We start from the raw sequence: 25,844 nt of genomic DNA, 5'->3' as shown, positions 1-25,844 counted from the left end.
CGCTGGTGATCGCCCGGATCGTCTTATATTACTGCCCTTTGACGAACACCCGCTTGCCGCCGATCCAGGTTTCCAACACCTGGGTTGCGCCGATCTCCGCCGGACGAGCCACTGAAATATCCCGGTCGATCAGCAGGAAGTCTGCTCGCTGACCGGGCGCAAGGTTGCCGAAACGCTTTTCGGCAAACCCCGCATAGGCCGCCTGCCGCGTGAACCCGTCAAGCGCGGCGCGGAAATCGACGCGCTGCTGCGGCATCCATCCGCCCAAAGGCTGGCCTGCGGTGTCCTCGCGCGTCATGGCGACGGCGATGGCGGGAAAGGGATTGGGACTTTCGACCGGCACATCCGACCCGAACGCAAGCGGCACGCGATTGTCCAGCATCGCCTTCCACGCATAGGCGCCCGCCAGCCGGGCTTCACCCATGCGCGCGCCGGCCATCTTCCAGTCGGACGCTTGATGCATCGGTTGCATCGATGCGACGATGCCGAACTGGCCAAAGCGCGGCAGGTCGGCGGGGCTGACGATTTGCGCATGTTCCACACGCCAGCGCCGGTCGCCCTTGTAGGTTTCCGACAGCTCCGTGATGGCGTCGAGCAATTCGCTGTTGGCCGCATCGCCGATCGCGTGAACAGCGACCTGGAAATTGTCCATCGCCGCCCGGCTCATCATGTTGCGCAGCGCGGTGTCGCCGATCATAGGCAGTCCGCGCTGGCCCGGCGCATCGGCATAGTCGGCCTTGAGCCACGCCCCGCGCGATCCGAGCGCACCGTCGAGCAGCAGCTTGACCCCACCCAGTCGCAGCCGATCGTCATAAAGCCAGGGCGTGGGCTCTGGTCCGGCGATCAGGCTCATCTGATCGACCCCTGCGGCATAGGCCATGATGCGGATGCGCAATGCGCCCCGGTCGGCCGACCGGCGAAAGGCCTGCCAATCCTCGATGTTGGTGCCCATGTCGGCGATGCCGGTGATGCCGGTCGAAAGCAACACGCGCTGCGCCTTTTCCAGCGCGACGTCGCGATCCTTCGCGGCGGGCGGGGGCACGACGCGCGAAATCAGGCTCATCGCCTGGTCCACGAACACGCCTGACGGCTTGCCGGCCGCCATTTCGATGCGGCCGCCGGCCGGAGCCGCGCTTGCAGCGCTGACGCCCGCGGCTTTCATTGCGATGCTGTTGGCCCAGCCGGCATGGCCGTCGATCCGTTCCAGCCAGACCGGTACGTCGCCAACCGCAGCGTCCAGTTCCGCCGCAGTCGGGAAGCGCCCAAGACCCCATGCTTCCTGATTCCAGCCTGTGCCGATGATCCATTTGCGCGCGCTGTTCTCCTGCGCATAGGCCCGGATCTTCGCTTGTGCTTCGGCGAGCGAGCGCGTTTGCGACAGGTCTAGCGTAACCAGGCTGAGGCCGAAGCTCATGACATGGCCGTGCGCGTCGATCAGGCCGGGGATCAGGGTGCGGCCCTTGCCGTCGAGGCGGAAGCTGTACAGCGGCGCGGGCGGCGGATCGCCACGCCGGCGCTTTTTCGCCTTTGCAGGGGCGGGGTCCTCGACCTTGCCCTGGATGAGTTTCTGGACCTTGCCTTCGTCGTCTATGAGCAGCGCGTTGAACCGGATCAGGCGACCGGTGGCGTCGACGGTGATGCCGTTGACATTGTCGACCAGACCGGCGGCGAAAGCGGGGGGCGCGGCCACCGCCAGCAGAACGGCCAGAAAGCGGGCGCCGTTCGCCCGAACGGGTTTGGGGCACGCCGGAGGGTTAATGGGAGTACGGATCATGCGCGCGTGATGCGTCGCACCAGGGCACTGGTGTCCTGCCTGCCGCCGCCCAGCGCCTGCACATCGGCATAGAATTGATCGACGAGCGCGGCCACGGGCAGCGTCGCGCCGTTGGCGCGCGCTTCTTCAAGCGCCAGCCCCAGATCCTTGCGCATCCAGTCCACGGCAAAACCGAAATCGAAACTGTCCTGCGCCATGCTTTCCCAGCGATTGTCCATCTGCCAGCTTTGCGCCGCCCCGCCCGAGATCGCCTCGAAGACGGCGTCCAGATCGAGTTCCGCGGCCTGGGCGAAGCGCAGCGCTTCGGACAGGCCCTGCACGACGCCGGCGATGCAGATCTGGTTGACCATCTTGGTGGTCTGGCCCGCGCCCGCGCCACCGACATGCACGATCCGGGCGGCATAGGCCTGCATGACGATCTTGGCCGCGGTCACTGCCGCTTGCGTGCCGCCACACATGATCGCCAGCTTCCCGGTTTCCGCGCCGATCTGTCCGCCTGAAACCGGCGCATCGACGCTGTGTATTCCCCGGCTTTCGGCTTCCACGAACAATTGCCGCGCGATCCGGGCGGAAACCGTCGTGTGGTCAATGAACAGGCTGCCCGGCTTCATGGATCGAAACGCGCCCTCGCGGCCCAGTGTCACGGTGGAAAGATCGTCGTCCGTGCCGACGCAGCTGATGACGATATCGCAATCTTCCGCGGCCTTTGCCGGGCTAGTGGCCACCGCGCCGCCATAAGCTTCCGACCATCTCTTCGCCTTGCCTATGGAGCGGTTATACACCGTCAGTTCGTGCCCCGCCCTGGCCAGATGCCCGGCCATCGGGCCGCCGATGATACCAAGGCCGATAAAAGCGATTTTTGCCATAGGTCCTGCACGTGAAATTGCGTGGGACTTCGCCATAGGGACCATTTCCCGTCAGTGCCAGTTCCTTAACCCGCAATTTTGCGCTAGTGCGCGCCCATGAACAGGCTGACCAAGATCGAGGGCGCATTGCCGCTGCCCGTTTCCGTGGATGACATATTGGCGGCGCGCGTGCGCATCGCCGGTTCGATCGTGCATACGCCGACGCTGATCAGCCAGACCTTCTCCGACATGCTGGGCTGCAAGGTCTATCTCAAGTTCGAAAATCTTCAATTCACCGCGGCCTACAAGGAGCGCGGCGCGCTCAACCGCCTGCTCCAGTTGGACGATGCCGCCAAGTCGAAGGGCGTGATCGCGGCTTCGGCCGGCAACCATGCGCAGGGGCTGGCCTATCATGGCAAGAGGCTGGGCGTGCCCGTCACCATCGTCATGCCCAACACCACCCCCACGGTAAAGGTGATGCAGACCCAAGGCCATGGCGCGACAGTCGTCCAGCATGGCGAGAAGTTCGACGATGCCTATGCCCACGCCCGGCTGCTGGAAGTGGAGCACGGCCTGACCTTCATCCACCCGTTCGACGAGCCGGAGATCATCGCCGGGCAGGGGACGGTGGCGCTCGAAATGCTGGAGGATGCGCCCGACATAGATACGCTGGTCATCCCGATCGGCGGCGGCGGGCTGTTTTCGGGTATGGGAATAGCGGCGCGGGCGATGAAGCCCGACATCCGCCTGGTGGGTGTGCAGGCTGAACTTTATCCGTCGATGTATGATTATATCACAGGCGCGGACTTGGCCTGCGACGGCGATACGCTGGCCGAAGGGATCGCGGTCAAGCAGCCGGGCGAGCTGACCCGCCGCTTCGTCGAGCGTCTGGCCGACGACGTGCTGCTCGTGACCGAGCGGCGGCTGGAGGAAGCGCTCAGCCTGTTGCTTCAGATCGAAAAGACGGTGGTCGAGGGTGCGGGAGCCGCAGGGCTAGCGGCGCTGCTGTCCTACCGCGAACAGTTTGTCGGGCGCACGGTCGGCCTGGTCCTGACCGGCGGCAATATCGACACGCGGTTGCTTGCCAATGTCCTGTTGCGTGATCTGGCGCGGTCCGGGCGACTGGCACGGCTGCGGATCATCTTGCAGGATCGTCCAGGCGCCTTGTTCCATGTCGCGCGGATATTCGATCAGGAAGCGGTCAATATTCTGGAATTGTCGCACCAGCGGATTTTCACCAACCTGCCCGCCAAGGGCCTTAGCCTCGACGTAGAATGTGAAACCCGCGACCGCGCGCACCTGCAAAGTCTGGTCGCTGCCCTGTGCGAGGCAGGTTACGAAGTTGCGCCGATCGAGGTCGCCTGAGTCGGGGGGGCGATCGGAACCTCGATAGGGCACTGCTGAATCTTTGTTAACGTTTCGTGGTAAACGGGCTTTTCATGGGGCCGGCGGGTCGCCATAGTCCGGTGATGAGCCATCGTTTCGTTCAGCGCTGAATTCGGAGAAGAGAGTGTGAGCGCGCCTTTTCGGTTTCCGCGTTTCTTCGTCACCAACCCGTCGCCATGCCCCTATCTGCCGGGCAGGAGCGAACGGAAGGTTTTCACCGAACTGAGCGGCGACAATGCGTCGGAGCTTAACGACGCCCTGGGCCGCATCGGCTTTCGTCGCAGCCAGAATGTCGCCTATCGCCCCAGTTGCGCGGACTGTTCGGCTTGCGTGTCGGTGCGCGTCGTCGCCGGGGGATTCCGGCCCAACGCGACGCAGCGCAAGCTGATCCGCAGAAACAGCGACCTTAGCGTCACGGCCTGCAAGCCCTGGTCGACCGAGGAGCAGTTCGCGCTGCTTCAACGCTATCTCAACACCCGTCATCCCGGCGGGGGCATGACCGAGATGGACGAAATGGATTTCGCCGACATGGTCGAGCAGACCCCGGTCGAAAGCCATATCGTCGAATATCGCGAACCGGGTGTGGACGGGCGCGTCGGCAAACTGGTGGGTGCCTGCCTGACCGACCGGCAGAGCGACGGCCTGTCGATGATCTACAGCTTTTTCGATCCCGATCTTGAGCATCGCCAGGGTTTGGGCAATTATATCATCATGGACCATATCCTGCGCGCCCATCGCGCGGGGCTCGACTATGTTTATCTCGGCTATTGGGTCGATGGGTCGCAGCGCATGCAGTATAAGGTGCGCTATCGCCCGCTGGAAAAGCTCGGTCGCAGCGGTTGGGTCCGCTTCGATCCGGATGAGCAGGCCAGCGCCATCCGCAGCGCCGCGCTCCGTGACGAACCGCCGTTGCCGGTCGAACTGACGGGCATGTTCCGCAAATAGCCCTATGCCGGGACGACAGACATGAAATTGCCCGGCGCTCTTGCAAGCGACCGGGCATTTTCTCGACGCGACCGGTCAATCCATCACTTGCACTTGCAGGTGCGGCGTATCTTGCGCTTGGCGGAGGGACGCGAATAGACGACTTCCTGGGTGACCGTCGTGGTCGTGACGGCCGGATGGACCGTGACCGTCGTTACCGTGGGTGCCGGATAATACCAGCCGTTCGCGACATAACCGCCATGATGGCCGGGCACCGACGCGTCGGCATAGGGGGGCGCATCATAATCGACGCCCGGCCCGCCGCTGACGGTGCCTTCGAACCGGCCTTCATATTCCCCGTTCACGGTGCGGCCATTCTCATCGCGCCAGGTGCCCGTCCACCGCCCTTCATAATCATATTCATTGCTGGACGTTACGCTATCGTCGTCATAGCCATAGCCATGATCATAGCTGGCACCCGGCCCGCGCGGGCGCGCGCTGTGGCGGCGATCACCTTCTGCCCGGTCGATCACCGCGCCAGCGACCGCACCGGCCGCCGCGCCGACCAGCGTTCCTGCGGTGCGATTGCCGCGGCCAGCGATGCGATTGCCGGCAACTCCACCGACCACCGCCCCGATCGCCGCGCCGCCCAGGCCATCGTCCCGGCGATACCCGCGATCGCCATCATGATAGTCGTCACTGTAGCCGCCTTCGTAACGGTCCCAGTGGATGTCATTGCGATAGTCGTAAACCCGGCCATATCTGTCGGTCATGACCGCATCGTCATAATAGCGCGACCAACCATAGCCATAGGCGGGGGCAGGCAGGCCATAGCTGCCATAATTAGCGATGAAGAAGCTGGGCTGGATCCAGTATCGAGGCAGCACGAAGCCGCGCACCGGACGGCGATAGCCGTTCCAGCCGCCCGGCGCGCGCCAGCCGGCATGCCAACGACCGTTCTGGCGCGGCCCCCAACGATGGTGCGTCATGCCCGGCCGCACCATCGGTTTCATCCCCATCGGCCGATGACCGCCCGCAAAAGCCTTGCCCATTGCGGGCAACGCCACGGCTGCGCTTTGCGCGCGCGCCTGTGACATTGGCCCCGTGCTGGCAATGGCCACCGCCGTGAGGAAGAGAATGGACCGGATCTTCATGCTTGGCACTCCCTGTTCTGCCCTTGCCGGGATCACTCCCGCGCGGAACGTTAACGCGCTGTTTAGCATCCGGTGCCGCGCAGTTCCATGATCCAGCGGCCCACCGGCTGTCCCGAATTGATGCAGATATTCAGCGCAGCCGCGCGCCGATGCGCCCGATCAGCGCTTCCAGCGCGCGCGCGTCCTGTTCATCGAAACGCCCCGGGAGGGGACTGTCCAGATCGAGCACACCGGTCAGCAGCCCGTCGATCACAATTGGAACGACGACTTCGGATGCCGATGCCGCGTCGCAGGCGATATGGCCCGGAAAGGCATGGACATCCGCAACCAGTTGCGTCGAGCGGGTCGCCGCCGCCGTGCCGCAAACGCCCCGGCCGATCGGAATGCGGATACAGGCGGCCTTGCCCTGAAACGGGCCGAGCACGAGTTCGCCTTCGATCATCCGATAAAAGCCCGCCCAGTTCAGGTCGGGCAGGAACTGCCAGATCAAGGCAGCGACATTGGCCATGTTGGCGACGCCATCCGTTTCGCCGGCGGTGACCGCATCGGCGGCAGCCAGCAGATCGGCGTGGATTGCCGCCTTGTCGGCCGCTGTGGTCGCAAAATCGAACATGGATGATGTATAGGAGCGCTGTGCCGGTTCGTCACCGTCAGTCGAACGAAACCCTGCCGCGTCCGGCCTTGACGGCCGCGCGCTTCACTTTCCCGTCCACGCGCCTGGTCTGCGAAGCTCTGGTCGGTTTTGTCGGGCGGCGATGTTTGGGTATTATTGTCGCCTCCTTGATCAGCGACACCAGCCGTTCGCGAACCTCCTGCCGGTTGAGCAGTTGCGATCGCGACGCCTCGCTGCGCAGGATCAGTATGCCATCGCGTGTCATGCGCGAGCCTGCCAGCGACGCCAGCCGGTTTTTTACCGCGTCGGGCAGGTTGGGGGAATTGCCGACATCGAAGCGCAGCAGCACAGCGCTGTCGGTCGTGTTGACATGCTGCCCGCCAGCGCCCGTCGCTCGCGTGAAGCTCTCGATGAGTTCATCGCTATCGATGGAGATGGAGCGGGTGATGGCTATCGCGACCATGGCGCCTGATAACCGATGGCCGAAGCGATCGAAAGTGCCTCATCCATCCCCTAAAGCCCGGCATCGGTCAACAGGGCTTCGGCAAAGCCGGCGGCAGCGAAGGTTGTGGGCAGCGACGCGGTCGCTTCGACCGGGGGCTTGGCGCCGCGCGGCAGGCTCAGGAAGCGGCTGTGCAGCAGCATGGGTTCGCCCGCGTGGCCATAGACCGGGTCGCCCACGATCCCGAATCCCAGGCCATGCAGCGCGTGAACCCGTATCTGATGGGTGCGGCCGGTCTGCGGCGCGAACGCGATCAGCGCGCGGCCATTGACCACCGCCAGCTTGGTCCAGTCGGTCGATGCCGCCTTGCCGCGCGCATGGGGGACCATCCGCCAGCCTTCTTCCGCGCTGCTGATCTTCTTGAGCGGCAGGGCGATGGTGCCGCTGTCCTGTTCGGGCACGCCATCGACGACAGCGACATAGCGCTTGGTTACGGTGCCTGCCTCGAACGCGGCGGCGAAACGCTTGTGCGCCTTGGGATTGCGCGCCAGCAACAGGCAGCCGCTGGTGTCGCGGTCCAGCCGATGCACGGGAAGCGGCCAGCGCTGGAAGCCGAATGTCAGCGAAGCGAGATGGTTTTCCACGCTCATCGCGCCGTCGCGCGGCTGGTCGACCGGCAGGCCGGCGGGCTTGTCGAGGATGATAGCTTCGCCATCGATGAACAGGACATGGTCGGCGAGCAGGGACAAGGATGGGGCACTTTCAAAAAAAGGGGCGAGCGGCGAGGGGGAGTGAGGCAGGTTGACGCCTGGACGGCTTGCTATAGGAGCTTGCAGCCATGGGCGAAAGGGGCAGTAATGGCGTGGGTCGGGACCGGCTCGGCTGGGTCGATGTCGCGCGGGGCATAGGCATCGTCGCGGTGGTGGCTGGCCACGCCGCCCCACCCGGTGCGCTGCGCGACATGATGTACAGCTTCCACATGCCGCTGTTCTTCATCCTGTCCGGCATGTTGACCCGGCCGCGTCCCGTTGGCGAATTTACCCGTCATCAACTGGCGCAATTGCGCCCTTATGCGATTTTCCTTATTTTGCTGCTGACGACCGACCTGCTCGTCGAAACCATGAAGGGCGGCCGCCCGATCTTTCATGACTGGCCCGCCGACATCCTGCCGGTGCTGACGGGCGGGACGGCGTTGCGTGGTCCCTACACGATATTCTGGTTCGTGCCCTGCCTGATGGTCGCGCGCATCCTGATCAACGGCATTCTTGTCCGATGGCCGGAACCGCAACGGGGTGCATGGTTGGTGATCGTCCCGGCTGCGCTGATGCTGGCCTATGGCCTGGGTGCGTGGACCGACACATCGGTGCTTGGGTTGCTCACCGTACCCATGGCCCTGGCGCTATTGTGGGTCGGCTTGGCATGGGAAAGGACCAGCTGGCACCGGTGGATGGTTGTGCCCCTGGTCCTGCTGAGCCTGCCCAGTCTGATGCTGGTATTTCCTTCGCTCAACATGAAGATTGGCGATTATGGATGGCCGATCGCGTCGATGGCAGGCGCGATCGCCACGTCGCTGCTCATCTTCCGTGTCAGCCTATCCTTGCTTCCGCAGCTGGGCTGGCTGGCGGTGCCGGGTCGCGCATCGCTGGTCATCATGTACCTGCATGTCGCCCTGATCCATTATCTGACGCCCTATCTCGATCGCTGGCTGATCTTTGGCATCGCGCTGCTGGTGCCTGTCATGATTGACCGCCTGATCCGCGCATCAGCGATCGCGACGCGGTGGATGTTATAGGCCGTCATTCATGCCGCAATGCGTCGATCGGATTGAGCGCCGCCGCCCGGCGCGCGGGGAAATAGCCGAACACCACGCCGATGGCCGCCGAAAACAGAAAGGCGATCATGTTGACCTTCACATCGAAGATGAAAGGCACCTGCATCAGCGGCGCGATGGCGGCGGAAGCGACTAGGGCGAATAGCAGGCCGATGACGCCGCCGAGGCACGACAACACGATCGCTTCGACCAGAAATTGCATCAGCACCTCGCGCGCGACCGCACCGATGGCAAGGCGTATACCGATCTCCCGGGTGCGCTCGGTCACCGACACCAGCATGATGTTCATGATGCCGATCCCGCCGACCAGCAACGAAATCGCCGCGACCGCAGCGACGATCTGCGTCAATATGGTGGTGGTTCCGGTCAGCGTGTCGGAAATCTGCTTGGTGTCGAAAACGTTGAAATTGTCGTCCGCGCCCGGCTTGATCTGCCGCCGTTCACGCATCAGCTCCTCAAGGCTGGCCTGCACGGTCGATGTGTCATAGGCATCGTCGACCGCCACCAGGATCTGCGATATGTCGCGATCCCCGGTAAAGCGCCGCTGCACGAACTTGATCGGCATGACGACGACATCGTCCTGATCGCCAAAGCCGCCCTGGCCCCGCGTCGTCAGTGCGCCGACCACCTGGCATGATACGCCCTTGATCCGCATCCGCTTGCCGACCGGGTCGCTGCCCTGGAACAGGTTGGTCCGCACCGTATTGCCAATGATGCAGACCGCGCGGCCCGCCTCTTCCTCTTCGGGCATGAAGAGGCGGCCAGTGTCTACCCGCCAGCTTTGCACTTCGAAATAGGCGGCAGTGGTGCCATAAACCGTGGTGGACCAATTATTGCCTTCATAGATGGCGGTGCCGCTGGATTGCGTCATCGGCGCAACTGCCCGAACTCCGGTCAACTGATTCTCGATGATCGCCAGGTCCTGCGGCTTGAAATCGGGTGGTCGTGCGCCGCCGCCGCCGCGGCCAAAGCCCTGACCGGGCCGTAACTGGAGCACATTTGCCCCCAGCGAACTGATCTGCTGGCGCACCGCGGCGGTCGCGCCATTGCCCAGGGTAACCATGGTTACGACGGCAGCGACACCGATGATGATGCCCAGCGTCGTCAGAAAGGAGCGCAGCTTGTGCCGGCTGATCGCGCGGAAGGCGAGGATGATGGTGGTGCCCAGCATATCAGGCGACCGCCTTGCCTTCGATCCGTTCGACAAGGCCATCCTTGAAGTGGACGATAGTGCGCGCGAACGCCGCCATGTCCGGCTCATGGGTTACCATCAATACGGTAATGCCGTTATTCCGGTTGAGGTCGGTCAACAATTCCATGATCTCGATCGAGCGTTCGGAATCGAGATTGCCGGTCGGTTCGTCGGCAAGCAGCACGTCGGGTTGGGTAACGATGGCGCGGGCGATGGCGACCCGCTGCTGCTGGCCTCCTGAAAGCTCGGCGGGGCTATGATCCCACCAGTCCTTGAGGCCGACCTTGTCGAGCGCGGCCATGCCGGCATCATAGCGCGCCTTTTTGTCGTCACCGCGATAGATCAGCGGCAATTCGACATTTTCCAGTGCGGTGGTACGCGACAAAAGATTGAAACCCTGGAATACGAAGCCGAGATAGCGGCGACGCAGCAGCGCGCGCTGATCGCGATCAAGCCTTTCGACATGGCGGCCTTTGAAGAGAAATTGGCCATCGGTCGGCACGTCCAGACAGCCCAGGATGTTCATCGTCGTCGATTTCCCCGACCCGGACGGCCCCATGACCGCAACGAAATCGCCCTGTTCGATGTCGAGGTCGATTCCCTTCAATGCCTGGAATGCGGTCGGGCCGCTGCCATAAATCTTGGTGACGCCGCGTAGGGCGATGATGGGGTCGGTCGCCATCATCTATTCTTGGCCGCCCATGCCACGCGCCGCGTTGCCGCCGCTGGGTGCGACCGGCGCGGTGCGCGGCGCTTGCCCGGCGGAATTGCCGAGCCGCCCGACCGTCGCCGGTCTGCCGTCGGTCGCGGGCGATTGTGGCACCCGATCGCGCCCACGGTCGGGACCGTTGGCCTGATCTTCGGCTGGCGGCTCCTGTCCCGCGGCAAGCTGGCCGGTGATGACGCGCATCCCCTGTTTCAGGTTGCCGCTGGTGATTGCGGTGCGGGCGCCATCGCTGGCGCCGACGACCACGGAAATCGCCCCGGGATTGCCATCTTCGCCGACGACATAGACCGTTTGGGTGCTGCCCGCGCCAAAGCTGACCTGCCGGTTATTGCCCCGATTGCCGCGCCGGCGGGGCATGAGCGTGCTGGTGATGCCACTGCCCTGCGATGCGCCGCTCGTCGGCTTGAAGCGCAGCGCGCTGTTGGGGACGAGCAGGGCATCCTTGAGCTGCTGGGTAATGATGTCCGCAGTAGCCGTCATGCCGGGGCGCAGCGTCTCGTCACGATTGTCGACTGCCAGCACCGCTGTATAGGCGACCACCGCGCCGGTGGTGCTGCTGGCGGTGGTGCTGGCGGATGAAGACGACGCACTGCTGGCGTTCGAGCCGACACTGACGCGCGTGATGCGCGCCGGAAAGCTGCGGCCGGGGAATGCATCGACGGCGAAGGTGGCCGGCTGACCGTCCTTGACCTGCCCTACATCGGCCTCGTCCACCGATACCTCTACCTCCATCTTGGTCAGATCCTCGGCAATGGTGAACAGCACAGGCGCATTGAGCGAGGCGGCGACTGTCTGGCCCGGCTCGATCGAGCGCGACAGGACGACACCTGTTACGGGCGACACGATCTGGGCGATCGACAGGTTGGTCTGTGCGGTGGACAATTGCGCTTGCGCGACATTCACCTGCGCGCGGGCAGAGTTGAGTGACGCGAGAGCGGAGCTGTAATCCGCTCGTGCCGCATCAAGCTCGGTCCTGGCGGGAACGCGGCCGCCCGATAATTTGAAGACGTTTAGCTGCCGGTCGAGCGTCGCTTTGCTCAGCGCTAGCTGGGCCTGGGCCTGGGCGACGCCGGCCTGAGAGGCGGAAAGCTGCGCCCGATTCTGGGTGACGGCATCGACCAGTCGTCGCGTATCCAGTTCGGCGAGCCTCTGCCCGCGCGTTACTCGATCGTTGACGTCGACGAACACGGCGGTGATCTTGCCAGACTGTTCGGACCCTACATCGACCTGATTGATGGGTTTGAGGTTGCCGGTCGCGGAAACCGTGACTGTCAGGTCGCCCCGCCGGACCTCGCGGGTCGCATAGTTGGGCGTATCGTCGCTGGAAAAGCAGCGGGCGAGCAGCAGGACCAGCAGCAACAGGCCCACGCCGATCGCGCCGCGCACCACCCATTTTCGCCAGGGTTTTGCCGGCGGCTTGCCCAGGAAGTCATCCAGGCCTTCGTCGGCGGCGGTCGTCATATCATCGCTCATCGGGTCGGTCATCCATGGCCTGCCAGCCGCCGCCCAGCGCGTTGTAGAGCTGGGCAACGGCGAGAACTTCGTCGGATCGAGCAGCAGCGAGGCTGTTGCGTGCGGAAAGCAGCGTCTGTTCGGCGGTAGCCAGCGCCTGGAAATCGGTGAGGCCGGCCTGATACTGGCTGCGCGTGAGGATCGACGCGTTGTTCGCCGCATCCCTGGCGATAGCGAACTGGGTCACGCGGGCGCGGGCGCTGACAAGCGCGTTCATGGCGTTTTCGACATCCTCGAGCGCGGTCAGCACGCTCTGCTTGTAAATGGCAAAAGCAGCGTCGGTTGCGGCTCTTTGCGACCGCACCTGCGAGGAAAGCCGGCCGCCGTCGAAGATGACCTGAGCGACATTGGCGAAAATGCCGCCGGTGATGATATCGAACAGGCTGTTGAACGAGGTCGCACTGGTGCCGATATTGCCGCTGATGCCGAGCGCGGGATAGAGCTGCGCCTGGGCCACCCCTATCCGCGCCGTGGCAGCGGCCAGCGCCCGTTCCGCGGCGCGAACGTCGGGGCGCTGGCGCAGCGTATCGGCAGGTATGCCGACCGCGATCGACCGTGGCGTTGCAGGCATGGGCGCTGGCGTTTCCAGCGAACGGGTCGCCTCGCCCGGCGACTGGCCGGTCAGCACGGCGATGCGGTTGAGCGATCCCTTGATGCCTGCCTCCAGCGTCGGGATCGACGCTGTCGTCTGCGCCAGTTGCGCGCGGGCCTGTTGTTCGTCGAGGGAGGAGACGAGACCCGCCTGCAGACGCCAGCGGGCGATGTCATAATCATCCCGTTGATATCCAAGGCGTTCGCGCGCCACCTGCAATTGTTCCTGCGCCAGCCGCGCCTGAACATAATTTGTCACCAGTTCGGCAATGATCGTGCGGCGCACGCTCGCCAGATCATATCCCGAAGCGGCGAGCTCCGCACGCGCGGCTTCGGTGGATCGAGACAGTTCGCCGAACAGGTCGATCTGCCAGCTCGCATTGACACCGGCCGAATATCTGCCGCTCCAGTTGCCGGGGCCGCCAGAAATGACATTGCCATTATCATCGACGCGTGTACCGCCGCCGGCGCTGCTATAGTTGCGGCCACCGCTGCCCGAGGCGCTGAGTTGTGGCAGGAAGGCAGAGTTGGCCTGCACCAGCGACTCCCGCGCCTGGCGCAACCGCGCTTGCGCCGCGACGATGCCCAGATTGTTGGCGACCGCTGCATCTATCAGGGCGCTGAGCGTCGGATCGTTCAGCCGGTTCCACCATTGGCCCAGCTCATCATTGTCGAGCCTGCTCAAATCGCCTTGCATATAGGTTGCGGGAACGCCCAGCGCCGCACTTTGGGGAGGGCGATAATCCGGGCCGACCGCACAGGCGCCGAGCGTCAGCGCCGGTACGGCCATGATGATCAGTCGATATCGCACCTGCTTGTGACACTCCGTCGCGGTCCGGGCCACCGGTTCGGCGGATCGGCTGTTCGCATCCCATCTCATGCAGCGGACTTGCCGCTTCAAGAATTTTCGCGTCGCAAAGTGTAACAATGCGTGAACCGGAACGTTGCAGCGAAGAGGCGATCGCGTCGGTCGACCAGCGGCTGCCCTGCCGGATTTGGCGCCAACAGGGGGCATTAGTGACGATCGATATCGTGCGCGATGGCCAGCCGATCTGCGGTGCCAAGGTGCAATGTGTGGATGTTCCGACGTGCCGATTCCCGGCGCTATCCCGCCACCAGCCGCAACGACGACCGCCGCCGCCGCGCCCGATAGCCGTCCTGCTGCGGCGCCATCGCTTCGAAACGGTGGACGGCGATCCCCTCTATGATCGCGATAGCGTCCACCTGATCCGCGCCGATGGTGAAATCATCGCCCAGAAAGACAAGCGCCGCCCGCCCGCCCGCTACCGGCGTCCGCGCGAACAGTTCGCTGCGCCCGCCCCGACAATGCGCCAGCGCATCGGCCAGTTTCGCGACCGCCGCAACGTCGGTGACGTCGACCACCAATTCCATGCGGGACGCTTGCGCGATCTGACGAAACGGCTGGACCCCCCGGATAGTGACGCGCGGCGTTTCTTCGCCCGGCTGGCGATCCAGTTCGACCGTCAGCAGCGCGCATTCGCCATCCTGCCCCAATAACTCGATCTGCTTGCAGGCATCCTCGTCGAAACAGCTCGCCTGAAATTGCCCGCTGCTGTCCGAAAAGGTCGCGGCGACATAGCGGCCACCGCGCCGCGTATCGCGCCAGCGCACGTCCTCGACCATCGCCGCCATCATGGCCATGCCGCGACCGCCCTCGGCGACAGCCAGTCCACAGATCGCGCCATAGCTTTTCGCGCCCTTGGCATCGGCGATATGGCGATATCGGTCGACCGGGTGGGCGGAAAAATAGAAGCCGAAGGCATCCTTTTCCTGTGCCATCCGGTCGGCCACCGACCATGTCTGGTGTGGGGGGATGCGGACGTCGGCATGGGGCGTTTCGGCGTCGCCGAACAGGCCGCCCTGGCCGCTGATCCGTGCCTCGGCATTGCTCGCGGCAACACTCAATATCGTTTCTGCGGCGGCATGGACGCCGGCCCGATCAACGTGTATCTCGTCGAATGCGCCGGCGGCGGCCAGGCTTTCGAGCTGGCGGCGATTGAGCAGTCGCGGCTCTATCCGGTCGGCGAAATCGTCGAGCGACTTGAATGGCCCGCCCGCGTCGCGTTCCGCGACCAACTGGTCCATCGCCTTTTCGCCCACGCCCTTCAGGCCGCCCAGCGCATAGCGCACCGCAAAGCCAAGGCGCGGATCGCTACCCTCGGCCGCGACCGGCTCGACCGAAAAATCCGCCTCGCTGCGGTTGATGTCGGGTCCAAGGCATTGCAGCCCCATTCGCCGCATATCGTCGACGAACACGGTAAGCTTGTCGGTCAGATGGATGTCGAACGCCATCGAAGCGGCGTAGAATTCGGCGGGATAATGCGCCTTGAGCCAGGCCGTCTGATAGGCGAGCAACGCATAGGCGGCCGCGTGGCTCTTGTTGAAGCCATAGCCCGCGAACTTGTCGATCAAATCGAACAGCTCGTTGGCCTTGGCCGGCTTGATGTCGCTGGCCGCGCACCCCTCGACGAAGCGGGCCCGCTGCGCATCCATCTCCGCCTTGATCTTCTTGCCCATCGCGCGGCGCAACAGGTCGGCGTCGCCCAGCGAATAGCCCGCCAGGATCTGTGCCGCCTGCATCACCTGTTCCTGATAAACGAAGATGCCATAGGTTTCTTCGAGAATGGGTTTGAGCAGGATGTGCGGATATTCAATCGGTTCGGCACCATTCTTGCGACGGCCGAACATCGGGATATTGTCCATCGGACCGGGGCGATAGAGCGAGACCAGCGCTATGATGTCGCCGAAATTGGTCGGTCGCACCGCCGCCAGCGTCTTGCGCATCCCTTCGGATTCCAGCTGGAAAACGCCCACCGTATCACCACGCTGGAGCAGGTCATAAACCGCGCTGTCGTCCCAGGTCAACGATTCCAGATCGACCGTCACACCGCGCGCCTGCAAAAGCTGCACCGCCTTTTGCAGCACCGACAAGGTCTTGAGGCCGAGGAAATCGAATTTTACAAGGCCCGCGCCCTCGACATATTTCATGTCGAACTGGGTAACGGGCATGTCGGAACGCGGGTCGCGATAGAGCGGCACCAACTGGCTCAACGGTCGGTCACCGATAACCACGCCCGCCGCATGCGTCGAACTGTGGCGCGGCAATCCTTCCAGCTTCATCGCATAGTCTATCAGCCGCTTGACCTGTGCGTCATTGTCATATTCGGCGCGGAACTCTGCTACCCCGTTCAGCGATCGCTCCAGCGTCCAGGGATCGGTCGGGTGGTTGGGGATCAGCTTGGCGAGCCGGTCGACCTGGCCATAGCTCATCTGCAGCACGCGGCCGGTGTCCTTGAGCACAGCGCGGGCCTTGAGCTTTCCGAAGGTTATGATCTGGGCGACATGATCGGTGCCATATTTCTGTTGAACGTAGCGGATTACCTCGCCGCGTCGGGTTTCGCAGAAATCGATGTCGAAGTCGGGCATCGACACACGCTCGGGATTGAGGAAGCGTTCGAACAGCAACCCTAGCTGAAGCGGATCGAGATCGGTGATGGTCAGCGCCCAGGCGACCACCGAGCCTGCGCCCGAACCGCGCCCCGGCCCCACCGGAATGTCATGATCCTTGGCCCATTTTATGAAGTCGGCGACGATCAGGAAATAGCCCGGAAATCCCATCTGGATAATGATGTCGGTTTCGAACCGCAGCCGTTCGAGATAGGGCTGTCGTTCCTCCTGGCTGATGATGCCCAGCTTTTCCAGGCGCATGTCCAGGCCCGCCGCCGCCTGTTCGCGCAACATCGCCGCTTCGCCCTCGATATCGCCCGCCAGGCTCGGCAGGATGGGCTTGCGTTTGGGGGCCGCCACCGCGCACCGCTGCGCGACGACCAGCGTGTTGGCAAGCGCTTCGGGCAGATCATCGAACAGCCGCCGCATCTCGCCCGCCGGTTTCATCCACGCATCGGGCGAACTCGTCCGCCGATCCGCCGTCTCGACATAGGCGCTCTCGGCAATGCACAGCATGACATCATGGGCTTCATGAAAATGCGGTTCGGCATAGCATGTCGGGTTGGTCGCGACGATCGGCAGATTTCGCGCATAGGCGAGATCGAGCAACGCGTCTTCCACCTTCCCTTCGACGGGATCGAAGCGCCGGCAAATTTCGATATATAGCCGATCCGGGAACAGCGCCTCCAGCCGGTCGAGATAGGCTTCGGTTGCATCGGGCTGATCTTCGGCAAGCAGCCGCGCCAGCGCGCCTTCGCCGCCGGCGGTCAGGGCGATCAGCCCCGCGGTCCGGCCTTCGAGCGCATCGATATGGACATGCGGCACTTCCTCGACCGGCCGATCGAGATGGGCCATAGATACCAGTTCGCACAGATTGTCATAACCTTGCGCATCCTGGGCATAGAGGGCGAGCCAGTCGTGCGCTGGCGCGACCCCGACAGGTCGGCCCGGACGCAATATGCCCAACATCGCGCTGATGATCGGTTGGACGCCTTCGTTCTTGCAGGCGTCGGAGAACGCCATCGCCGCGTATAATCCGTTGCGATCGGACAGCGCCACCGCGGGGAAGCCGAGTGCCTTGGCCTGCTTGGCGATGGTCTTTGGCTCGATCGCGCCGTCGAGCATCGTGTAGCAGGAAAAGACGCGCAAAGGCACGAACGGGGCATGGGGCATGTCGCGTTCTACCCAACGGTGCGATTCGCGCAAAGCGGCAGTTGCACGGAAATCGACGGCAGCGATGACGCAAGGGCGTTGGGCTAGCGTGCGGTGCCGCGATAGCTCATGCGGCCGCTCTGGCCCGGCGCGATGCGGCCGGGCATGGTCCAGCGGACATGGGTTACATCCTCCGCCATCGCGCGGCGAGTGCCGCCAAGCTGTGTCGGCATCCAGAGCTGGTCGAGCCGGCCCCATCGAACGCCGCCGTCGACAGAGACGAGCATTGCTTCGTCGGCCGGTTCGATCAGCACGCGGCCGGGCACGATGTTGGTCAGCGCGATGCCGCTGACCGGCTGTGCCCCCGCATGCCGCCAGTTGACGACGAAGACCAGGCTGTCGCCGCGTTCGGCGCGATCCGCTTCCATCAATATGCGGCGGGCGCGACCGTTGACGTCGGTGGTCACGCGCTCGACGAACATATGCGTGTCGATTGCGATACCGGCCTGGGTGTTGCCGCTGGCGGGACTGGCCGCTCCCAGCAGCGCGACCAGCGCCCACCGTCTTGATATCGCCATGACCGTCCCCATTCGTCCTTACTGTCGTGGTCTAGAACGGTGCGCCGAAAATTTGATTAAGCATGTCTTTGGCGCGCGCGCCGCGGAACTGGTCGGATTGCAAATTGACGGCCCACCGACGGACGTGCAGATCATAGGCGACGGTGCGAAGGGACGGGCAGGGTGACGCAAGGGGACGAACCGGAAGTCGACCGCCGCCGGGACCGGTTGCTGGCAGCGATCGCGCTGTCTTCGGGCCTGGGCCTGCTCCTCGCGCTGCCCTTTGCGTTGCGGGCGGGGGCGGAATTCTTCCTGCCGCTCACCTGTGCGCTCGTGGTGGCGATCACATTGGTGCCGCTGCTCGAATGGATGGAGCGTCGGCATGTGCCCTCCGGGCTGGCGGCGTTGCTGGCCGTGATTGCCTTTCTGGTGATCGCCAATACCGCGCTGGTGCTGATCGTCGTACCGGCGACCGACTGGTTCCGCATCCTGCCCGAGAGGTTGCCGCAGATTCAGGCGAATCTGGCGCCAGTGATCGACATCTATTCGCAGCTTCAGCGCTTCGTCGACGAGACGGTCAAGATGCTGGCGGCCGGGCCTGTGGCGGCGGCGCAGACGGCGGCGGTGGAAGCGCCCAGATCGCTGCTCCAGTTCGCGGCCACTTCGGCTCCGTCGGCGATCATCCAGATGGTGTTCGGCCTGCTCATCATCTACTTTTTCCTCGCCGGCTGGACCGGCCTTCGCCGCCGCACGATCAACAGCCGCGGCAGCTTCGACGGCGCCTTGGCGGTGGCGCGGGTGATCCAGAATGTGGTCGATGCGACCAGCGCCTACGTCATGACCATCGCCACCATCAATCTGGCGCTGGGGGTGGCGGTGGGCGTTGCGCTGTGGTTGATCGGCATGCCGTCACCCTGGATGTGGGGCGGAATCGTCGCGTTGTTGAACTTCGTGCCATATTTCGGACCGATGCTGGGCGCCGCGCTCATGGGCCTGGGCGGTCTTATGGTGTTCGATGATATATGGATAGCTTTGCTGCCCGCCGCGATCCAGGTCGGGTTCCACCTGGTCGAGGCCAATGTGGTGACGCCGATGGTGCTGGGGCGGCGGCTGACCATGAATCCATTGCTGATTCTGGTGTCGATCACCTTCTGGGGATGGGTGTGGGGAACGCCCGGCGCGTTGCTGGGCGTGCCGCTGCTGATCATCATCCAGACCGTGGTTTCGGCGGCGGGAATGCCCGATATCGCGGGTTTCCTGTTCGAGCGCGGCACGTTGACGGTGCACCCGCGCCGGGAAAATCACGATAAAGCAGAAAGTCGCGGCGGGGACGGTTGACAGGGTGGGCTGACCGGCATATCTGGCCGCTCCACACCGAACGCGGGTGTAGCTCAGTTGGTTAGAGTGCCGGCCTGTCACGCCGGAGGTCGCGGGTTCGAGCCCCGTCACTCGCGCCATTTTCCAGAAGGGAAATGGCCATTTTGCAAGCGTTCGGATGAATCCTGCCAAGCAGGCTCAGGATGTTCAAGCGGCATCGGACCTGCATCGCAGGGTGAGAACTCGTTCCGTCAGCGGTGGGATCTCAGGTCTTGCGCGTGGGGCCGCGCCAGCGTCCGGTTTCCATCCACATCAGCAGGCGACGCAGCGGCAACAGCCATATCCAGGCAACGCCAAGCATGATGTAAAGCGCCGCCTGGACCAGCATCGGCAGCGCAACGATCGATCCCGAAAGGCTGGCGACCAGCACCGCCCAGAGCGCGATTAGCGCGAGGATGATGAACATGCCCACAGGCTTGCGCCAGCTTGGCTGGTTGGTGGCTTCGCTCACGCCTCAGTTCCTTCGATCACTTCGATTTCCGTCATCACCGCGTGCAAGGGCAAATCCCATGGGTCGGCGGGCAGGTCTTCGTGTTCCTGCACCGACCAGGCAAGGCCGATGCGCAGGGCATCGGGAAAGCGGGCGAAGGCGCGGTCATAATAGCCGCCGCCCTGGCCGAGCCGGTTCATCGCGCGGTCAAAGCCGAGCAGCGGCGCGACGATGACATCGGGGACCACGGGCGGCCCGGCCGGTTCGGGATGACTGGTGCCATAGAGGCCGGGGAACAGCTGGTCCTCGGCGCGCCATTCGACGAAATCCATGCTTCCCAGACGATCGAGGACGCGGGGCAGGGCGATGGACTTGCCCATCACCCCCAACGGCCCGGCAAGGCGCATCGCCGGCGCTTCGTCCTCCAGCGGCATATAAAGTGCGATGGTGCCCGCATTGCCGATGCGGCTGGCAAGGGGCGAGGGGATGGTCTTGAAGGCGAGACGGTGGGCAAGCGCGTCGAGCGATGCGACAAAGCTGCGTCGCCGGGTGCGCGCGATCTGGCGCAACGCGACCTTGTCGGGTTCATCCTGGCCGTCTTCGATCATGATAGTCTTGGCATTGTCCCAAGGGGCGCGAAGCGAAGGGTGGCGGGACCGCCTCGGCCGTTTGCTGGAATATCCTCTGACGCCTCAACGTCAGGTGGGAACCATGTGGATCGGGCCAAGGCCCGGCCAGGGACAGCTCCCTTGGATGTGATTATCGCCTCAGGGATGTTCGCTAAAGCTCGTACCAGGCAGTGCCCGCCAACGCCAATCTAGGGCGCGCAGAGCGGCGCGGCAAGTCTTTGCGTGATCGTGTCGATGCGACTGGCCAGCGCCTCCAGCGCCTTGGCCGCCGGTTCGTCGTCACTCTGGAGCGCCAGCTGCGCCTGCCGGTCGCTTGCCTTGCGCGACAAGTCGTTGAGTTCGTCGGCCAGGAAGAGCGCGGCGAACAGCAATGTCCGCACTTCTGTCATTCCCGGGGCGATGCTGCGCGCTGCATCGGCCCTCGCCTCGATCATCCCTGCAAGATGAGCCAGATGGGCTTCTTCGCCGTCGCGACAGGTCAGCACATATTGCCGCCCGCCAATGTGCAGGGTGGTTTCAGCCATCGGTGCGGACCTTGAGTTCGGCGATGAGTTGATCGAGCGACTGGAGCGCGGCGCGGGCCTGGCCTGCGCTCTTAGGTGACAAGGCGCTTTGCGATTCGGTGCGGGGAAGGTCCGCCACCTGCGCCTCCAGCCGGCTGATTGCGCGTTCCAGAGTGCCGATTGCCTGCATGATGCGATCGCTTGCCATTCCCCATGCATAGCCCAAAACAGCGCACCCGCAAATGCGCTCTGCAAGGCTATTCATGCCGCACTGCAACGACGCCGTGGTTGACGCTTCATCTATCTGGCGACAAAGGAAGCGCGATCGCGATTCGCCCGCCCTTTAGCTTATGGTTTCCATCGAGAGGAATTTCAGCGCAATGACCGTCTCAGATACGCTGCTCGCCAACGCCATTCGCGCCTTGTCCATGGACGCGGTGGAAGCCGCCAACAGCGGGCATCCCGGCATGCCGATGGGCATGGCGGACGTTGCGACGGTCCTGTTTCGCGATTATATGAAATTTGATCCCAGCCAGCCCAAATGGGCGGACCGCGACCGGTTCGTGCTGTCTGCCGGCCATGGATCGATGCTGATATATAGCTTGCTGCACCTGACCGGCTATGCGCGGCCGACGATCGAGGATATCCGCAATTTCCGACAGCTGCACAGCCCGTGCGCCGGCCATCCTGAAAATTTCGAACTGGCTGGGGTCGAAGCGACCACCGGCCCGCTGGGTTCGGGCCTTGCCACTGCGGTCGGCATGGCGATCGCCGAGCGGCACCTGAACGCGCAGTTCGGCGACATCGTCGATCACCGCACCTGGGTGGTCGCGGGCGACGGCTGCCTGATGGAAGGCGTCAACCATGAAGCGATCGGGCTGGCGGGTCACTTGAGCCTTGGTCGCCTCATCGTTCTGTGGGACGACAACAAGATCACCATCGACGGCGCGGTCGATCTTTCGAGCAGCGAGGATGTGCGCGCGCGCTATGCCGCAACCGGTTGGCACGTCGTGTCGTGCAACGGCCATGACGTCGCCGATGTGCGCCGCGCGATCGATGAGGCGATTGCCGATCCGCGGCCGTCGCTGATCGCCTGTGCGACCAAGATCGGTTATGGCGCGCCCAACAAGGCAGGCACATCGGGCGTCCATGGTTCGGCACTCGGCGCGGCGGAAGTTGCCGCCGCGCGCGAATTTCTGGGCTGGACCGCCGAGCCGTTCGTCATTCCCGACGACATCGCCGCCGCCTGGAAAGCGATCGGCGCCAAGGGCAAGGATGTCCGCGCTGCCTGGGAGGCGCGGCTTGCCGCTCACGCCGACAAGGGCGAATTCGAACGCCGCATTGCCGGTGAATTGCCTGCCGATTTCTCGCTGTCGACCTATATCGACAGCCTGATCGCCAATCCGCAGAAGGTCGCTACCCGCAAGGCGAGCGAACTGGCGCTGGGCGCGATCAACGATCTGCTGCCCGAAACGCTGGGCGGATCGGCGGACCTCACCGGATCGAACAACACCAAGACCAAATCGACCGTGCCGCTCACTCGGGATGATTATGCCGGCCGCTATGTATATTACGGCATTCGCGAATTCGGCATGGCCTGTGCGATGAACGGCATGGCTCTGCATGGCGGCGTCATTCCCTATGGGGGGACCTTCCTCGTCTTTTCCGATTATATGCGCGGCGGCCTTCGTCTGGCCGCGCTCCAGCAGCAGCGGGTCATTCATGTGCTGACGCATGATTCGATCGGTCTGGGCGAAGACGGGCCTACTCATCAGCCGATCGAGCATGTCATGTCGATGCGGATGATTCCGAATCTCGACGTCTATAGACCCGCCGACATCGTCGAGACCGCGGAATGCTGGGAACTGGCGCTGAAAGATGCGACCGGCCCGTCGGTGCTGGCGCTCACTCGCCAGAACCTGCCGCAGTTGCGGACCGAAAAGACCGAAAATCTGTCGGCCAAGGGCGCCTATCTGCTGCGCCCCGCCAAGGCCGAGCGCAAGGTGGTGCTGATCGCCACGGGTTCGGAGGTCGAGATTGCGCTCGCAACCGCCCTGAGCCTTGAAGCGCAAGGCATCGGTGCCGACGTCGTGTCGATGCCGAGCTGGGCACATTATGAGGCGCAGCCCGTGGCCTATAAGGAAGAGCTGCTGCCGCATCATGTGTTGCGCGTATCGATCGAGGCGGGGACGACCTTCGGATGGGAACGCTACACCGGCATCGCCGGGCTGCGCTTTGGCATCGACGGGTTTGGCGCTTCGGCCCCGGCGGAAGATCTTTACGATCATTTCGGCCTGACTGCCGCCAAAATCGCGCCGCAGATCGTCGCCGCTCTCAACGACTGAAATGATTTTTGACGGAAATAGGAGGCTAGTGCAGTGGCAACCAAGGTAGCAATCAACGGTTTCGGACGTATCGGTCGATTGGTGGCCCGCGCGATCCTGACGCGGACCGATCATGACCTGGAACTGGTGAGCATCAACGACCTGGGCGATGCCAAGGCCAATGCGCTGCTGTTCAAGCGCGACTCCGTTCATGGCAACTGGGCCGGCGAAGTCAGCGTCGACGGCGATTTCCTGGTGGTGGACGGCAAGCGCATCGCCGTCACCGCCGAGCGCGACCCGGCCAAGCTGCCCCACGCGGCCCAGGGCGTGCAAATTGCTCTGGAATGCACCGGCATCTTTGCCGACAAGGCCAAGGCGAGCGCGCATCTGACCGCCGGCGCCAAGCGCGTGATCATTTCCGCCCCGGCGTCCGGTGTCGACAGGACGGTCGTTTTCGGCGTGAACCATGATGAACTGACCGCGGACGACGTCGTGATCTCGAACGCCAGCTGCACCACCAACTGCCTGGCTCCGCTCGCCAAGGTGCTGCACGATGCGATCGGTATCGAAAGCGGCTTCATGACGACGATCCATAGCTACACCAACGATCAGAACACGCTGGACCAGATCCACAAGGATATGCGTCGCGCGCGTGCCGCCGCGCTGTCGATGATTCCGACCACCACCGGCGCCGCTCGCGCCGTGGGCGAGGTTCTGCCCGCATTGAAGGGCAAGCTGGATGGTTCGTCGGTGCGCGTGCCGACCCCGAACGTGTCGGTCGTGGACCTGAAGTTCATCCCCAGCCGCGCGACCACCATCGAGGAAGTGAACGGCCTGCTGAAGGCTGCATCCGAAGCAGGCCCGCTCAAGGGCATCCTTGGCTATTCGGACGAGCCGCTTGTGTCGATCGACTATAATGGCGACCCGCGCAGTTCGACTGTCGACAGCCTGGAAACGGCGGTCGTCGATGGCGGGCTTGTCCGCGTGCTCAGCTGGTATGACAATGAATGGGGCTTTTCCAACCGCATGATCGACACGTCGGGCGTGGTGGCCGGGTTGCTGTAAAGCCGCCCTGCGTTCGACTTGCGTGACCATTGAGCGCGGTCGAAATGGCGTATCGCAGGATCGTTGCCTCATGCGGATCCTGCGATGCCGACCTTAGACCAGTGAAGCCCGAGCGGCCTTTATGTATAATCCGGGAAATCTAGCATGACCAAGCCGTTCAAGACCCTCGACGATATGGGCGACATCAGCGGCAAGATCGTGCTGGTGCGCGAGGATCTGAATGTGCCGATGCAGGATGGGGCGGTCAGCGATGACACCCGCCTGCGGTCCGCCATGCCGACCGTGCTGGAACTGGCCGATCGCGGCGCGAAGGTGCTGATCCTGGCGCATTTCGGGCGACCCAAGGGGGCGAAGAACCCGGAATTTTCGTTGAGCAAAATTACGCGACCGCTCTCGGCCGTGCTGGGCCGGGAAGTGCAGTTCATTCCCGATTGCCAGGGGCAGGCGGCGGTTGACGGCATCGCGGTGATGCGTCCGGGCGATATCGCCATCCTTGAAAATACCCGCTTCCATGCAGGCGAGGAAAAGAACGAACCCGCGCTGGTCGAGGCGATGGCCGCGATCGGCGACCTTTATGTCAATGATGCTTTTTCGGCCGCGCACCGCGCCCATGCATCGACCGAGGGGTTGGCGCGCAAGCTGCCCGCCTTTGCCGGGCGGGCGATGGAAAAGGAGCTGGACGCGCTGGAAGCGGCGCTGGGCCAGCCCAATCCCCCGGTTGCGGCGGTGGTCGGCGGCGCGAAGGTTTCGACGAAGCTCGACGTTCTCAACAATCTGGTGACCAAGGTCCAGCATCTGATCATCGGCGGCGGCATGGCCAACACCTTCCTGCATGCGCGCGGGGTCGATATCGGCAAGTCGCTGTGCGAAAAGGAACTGGCCGAAACGGCCGAGGCGATATTGGACAAGGCGGACGAGGCCGGCTGCATCATCCACTTGCCCTATGACGTCGTGGTAGCGAAGGAGTTCGCGGCCAACCCGCCTTCGGTGCGGACGTGCAACGTGCATGAGGTCGCGGCCGACGAGATGATATTGGATGTGGGGCCAGCCGCCGTCGAGGCGCTGGGCGACGCCATCAAGAATTGCCGCACCCTGGTATGGAACGGGCCGCTGGGCGCGTTCGAGATTGCGCCGTTCGACACGGCGACGGTTGCGCTGGCGCGGATCGCCGCCGCGCTGACCAAGGACGGCAGCCTGATTTCGGTCGCGGGCGGCGGCGACACCGTCGCGGCGCTCCACCACGCGGGCGTGGCGGACGATTTCACCTTCGTTTCGACTGCCGGCGGCGCCTTCCTGGAATGGATGGAAGGCAAGGACCTGCCCGGCGTCAAGGCGCTGATCGGCTGAA

23 protein-coding genes, 1 tRNA gene and 1 other RNA gene are annotated in these 25,844 nt (G+C 63.9%); 8 read left to right on the top strand and 17 right to left on the bottom strand.

Annotated elements, in window-relative coordinates; all coding sequences use genetic code 11:
• Positions 1 to 28: 28 nt before the first annotated feature.
• Complete coding sequence (locus WG908_RS00375) at positions 29 to 1,774, bottom strand: amidohydrolase (RefSeq protein ID WP_340184572.1); 1,746 nt, start codon at positions 1,772 to 1,774, stop codon at positions 29 to 31.
• Positions 1,771 to 2,640 (bottom strand): NAD(P)-dependent oxidoreductase, encoded by an 870-nt coding sequence (locus tag WG908_RS00370; protein WP_340184571.1) that lies wholly within the window; start codon positions 2,638 to 2,640, stop codon positions 1,771 to 1,773. The genes WG908_RS00375 and WG908_RS00370 overlap by 4 nt, the downstream gene beginning before the upstream one ends.
• A 96-nt stretch (positions 2,641 to 2,736) precedes the next feature.
• Between WG908_RS00370 and WG908_RS00365 the strand changes: the two genes are divergently transcribed.
• Together WG908_RS00365 and WG908_RS00360 are read left to right on the top strand one after the other, a co-directional pair.
• Entirely contained in the window at positions 2,737 to 3,984 is a 1,248-nt protein-coding gene (locus WG908_RS00365; RefSeq protein WP_340184570.1) for a threonine ammonia-lyase, read from the top strand.
• Positions 3,985 to 4,131: 147 nt separating this feature from the next.
• Positions 4,132 to 4,950, top strand: coding sequence for an arginyltransferase (locus tag WG908_RS00360; protein WP_340184569.1), 819 nt, complete (start codon positions 4,132 to 4,134; stop codon positions 4,948 to 4,950).
• An 83-nt stretch (positions 4,951 to 5,033) separates the two neighbouring features.
• On the opposite strand, the gene WG908_RS00355 is transcribed toward WG908_RS00360, so the two are convergent.
• The 4 genes from WG908_RS00355 to WG908_RS00340 all read right to left on the bottom strand — a co-directional run bounded on the left by WG908_RS00355 (position 5,034) and on the right by WG908_RS00340 (position 7,887).
• Complete coding sequence (locus tag WG908_RS00355) at positions 5,034 to 6,083, bottom strand: RcnB family protein (RefSeq protein ID WP_340184568.1); 1,050 nt, start codon at positions 6,081 to 6,083, stop codon at positions 5,034 to 5,036.
• 130 nt (positions 6,084 to 6,213) lie between these two features.
• The gene (msrC, locus tag WG908_RS00350) at positions 6,214 to 6,696 is read right to left on the bottom strand and encodes a free L-methionine (R)-S-oxide reductase MsrC (RefSeq protein ID WP_340184567.1); all 483 of its coding nucleotides are present in this window, start codon (positions 6,694 to 6,696) and stop codon (positions 6,214 to 6,216) included.
• A 37-nt stretch (positions 6,697 to 6,733) separates the two neighbouring features.
• The gene (gene arfB, locus WG908_RS00345; protein ID WP_340184566.1) at positions 6,734 to 7,159 is read right to left on the bottom strand and encodes an alternative ribosome rescue aminoacyl-tRNA hydrolase ArfB; all 426 of its coding nucleotides are present in this window, start codon (positions 7,157 to 7,159) and stop codon (positions 6,734 to 6,736) included.
• Positions 7,160 to 7,209: 50 nt separating this feature from the next.
• Positions 7,210 to 7,887 carry an RluA family pseudouridine synthase gene (locus WG908_RS00340; RefSeq protein WP_340184565.1) on the bottom strand — a complete coding sequence of 226 codons (678 nt, stop codon included), beginning with the start codon at positions 7,885 to 7,887 and terminating at the stop codon, positions 7,210 to 7,212.
• A gap of 89 nt (positions 7,888 to 7,976) precedes the next feature.
• Here WG908_RS00340 and WG908_RS00335 point away from each other — a divergent pair, with 89 nt between their 5' ends.
• The gene (locus WG908_RS00335; RefSeq protein ID WP_340184564.1) at positions 7,977 to 8,930 is read left to right on the top strand and encodes an acyltransferase family protein; all 954 of its coding nucleotides are present in this window, start codon (positions 7,977 to 7,979) and stop codon (positions 8,928 to 8,930) included.
• Positions 8,931 to 8,934: 4 nt separating this feature from the next.
• Here the strand turns inward: WG908_RS00335 and WG908_RS00330 are convergent, their stop codons facing one another.
• From WG908_RS00330 to WG908_RS00305, 6 genes are all read right to left on the bottom strand, one after another.
• The gene (locus tag WG908_RS00330; protein ID WP_340184563.1) at positions 8,935 to 10,140 is read right to left on the bottom strand and encodes an ABC transporter permease; all 1,206 of its coding nucleotides are present in this window, start codon (positions 10,138 to 10,140) and stop codon (positions 8,935 to 8,937) included.
• Position 10,141: 1 nt separating this feature from the next.
• On the bottom strand, positions 10,142 to 10,843 hold the full coding sequence (locus WG908_RS00325) for an ABC transporter ATP-binding protein (RefSeq protein WP_340184562.1): 702 nt from the start codon (positions 10,841 to 10,843) through the stop codon (positions 10,142 to 10,144).
• A 3-nt stretch (positions 10,844 to 10,846) separates the two neighbouring features.
• The gene (locus tag WG908_RS00320) at positions 10,847 to 12,361 is read right to left on the bottom strand and encodes an efflux RND transporter periplasmic adaptor subunit (protein ID WP_340184561.1); all 1,515 of its coding nucleotides are present in this window, start codon (positions 12,359 to 12,361) and stop codon (positions 10,847 to 10,849) included.
• Complete coding sequence (locus tag WG908_RS00315) at positions 12,351 to 13,781, bottom strand: efflux transporter outer membrane subunit (RefSeq protein WP_340184955.1); 1,431 nt, start codon at positions 13,779 to 13,781, stop codon at positions 12,351 to 12,353. Before WG908_RS00315 ends, WG908_RS00320 begins: the two co-directional genes overlap by 11 nt.
• A gap of 314 nt (positions 13,782 to 14,095) precedes the next feature.
• Complete coding sequence (gene dnaE / locus WG908_RS00310; RefSeq protein ID WP_340184560.1) at positions 14,096 to 17,632, bottom strand: DNA polymerase III subunit alpha; 3,537 nt, start codon at positions 17,630 to 17,632, stop codon at positions 14,096 to 14,098.
• A gap of 83 nt (positions 17,633 to 17,715) precedes the next feature.
• Positions 17,716 to 18,189 carry a hypothetical protein gene (locus tag WG908_RS00305; protein WP_340184559.1) on the bottom strand — a complete coding sequence of 158 codons (474 nt, stop codon included), beginning with the start codon at positions 18,187 to 18,189 and terminating at the stop codon, positions 17,716 to 17,718.
• A gap of 162 nt (positions 18,190 to 18,351) precedes the next feature.
• Between WG908_RS00305 and WG908_RS00300 the strand changes: the two genes are divergently transcribed.
• Positions 18,352 to 19,506 (top strand): AI-2E family transporter, encoded by a 1,155-nt coding sequence (locus WG908_RS00300; RefSeq protein ID WP_340184558.1) that lies wholly within the window; start codon positions 18,352 to 18,354, stop codon positions 19,504 to 19,506.
• A 42-nt stretch (positions 19,507 to 19,548) separates the two neighbouring features.
• Positions 19,549 to 19,625, top strand: a tRNA-Asp gene (locus WG908_RS00295).
• A gap of 125 nt (positions 19,626 to 19,750) precedes the next feature.
• On the opposite strand, the gene WG908_RS00290 is transcribed toward WG908_RS00295, so the two are convergent.
• From WG908_RS00290 to WG908_RS00275, 5 genes are all read right to left on the bottom strand, one after another.
• Positions 19,751 to 19,996: a DUF2842 domain-containing protein gene (locus tag WG908_RS00290; RefSeq protein WP_340184557.1), complete on the bottom strand. Its 246-nt coding sequence runs from the start codon at positions 19,994 to 19,996 to the stop codon at positions 19,751 to 19,753.
• Positions 19,993 to 20,583, bottom strand: coding sequence for a 5-formyltetrahydrofolate cyclo-ligase (locus tag WG908_RS00285; RefSeq protein WP_340184556.1), 591 nt, complete (start codon positions 20,581 to 20,583; stop codon positions 19,993 to 19,995). Before WG908_RS00285 ends, WG908_RS00290 begins: the two co-directional genes overlap by 4 nt.
• A gap of 41 nt (positions 20,584 to 20,624) precedes the next feature.
• Positions 20,625 to 20,781, bottom strand: a non-coding RNA gene (gene ssrS, locus WG908_RS16515) — 6S RNA.
• 11 nt (positions 20,782 to 20,792) lie between these two features.
• Positions 20,793 to 21,128 (bottom strand): cell division protein ZapA, encoded by a 336-nt coding sequence (locus WG908_RS00280; RefSeq protein ID WP_340184555.1) that lies wholly within the window; start codon positions 21,126 to 21,128, stop codon positions 20,793 to 20,795.
• A complete protein-coding gene (locus tag WG908_RS00275) occupies positions 21,121 to 21,315 on the bottom strand; it encodes a hypothetical protein (protein WP_340184554.1) in 195 nt (64 codons plus the stop codon). The genes WG908_RS00280 and WG908_RS00275 overlap by 8 nt, the downstream gene beginning before the upstream one ends.
• Positions 21,316 to 21,487: 172 nt before the next feature.
• Here WG908_RS00275 and tkt point away from each other — a divergent pair, with 172 nt between their 5' ends.
• The 3 genes from tkt (at position 21,488) to WG908_RS00260 (ending at position 25,843) form a co-directional block, all read left to right on the top strand.
• Positions 21,488 to 23,452, top strand: a complete 1,965-nt coding sequence (gene tkt, locus WG908_RS00270; protein ID WP_340184553.1) for a transketolase — start codon at positions 21,488 to 21,490, stop codon at positions 23,450 to 23,452.
• A gap of 33 nt (positions 23,453 to 23,485) precedes the next feature.
• Complete coding sequence (gene gap, locus WG908_RS00265; RefSeq protein ID WP_340184552.1) at positions 23,486 to 24,496, top strand: type I glyceraldehyde-3-phosphate dehydrogenase; 1,011 nt, start codon at positions 23,486 to 23,488, stop codon at positions 24,494 to 24,496.
• Between the two features lie 144 nt (positions 24,497 to 24,640).
• Positions 24,641 to 25,843 (top strand): phosphoglycerate kinase, encoded by a 1,203-nt coding sequence (locus WG908_RS00260; RefSeq protein ID WP_340184551.1) that lies wholly within the window; start codon positions 24,641 to 24,643, stop codon positions 25,841 to 25,843.
• The last annotated feature ends 1 nt before the right edge of the window (position 25,844 follow it).

Source organism: Sphingobium anseongense (assembly GCF_037725245.1).
GTDB lineage: Bacteria > Pseudomonadota > Alphaproteobacteria > Sphingomonadales > Sphingomonadaceae > Sphingobium.
This window is presented reverse-complemented; position numbering and strand designations above follow the sequence as displayed.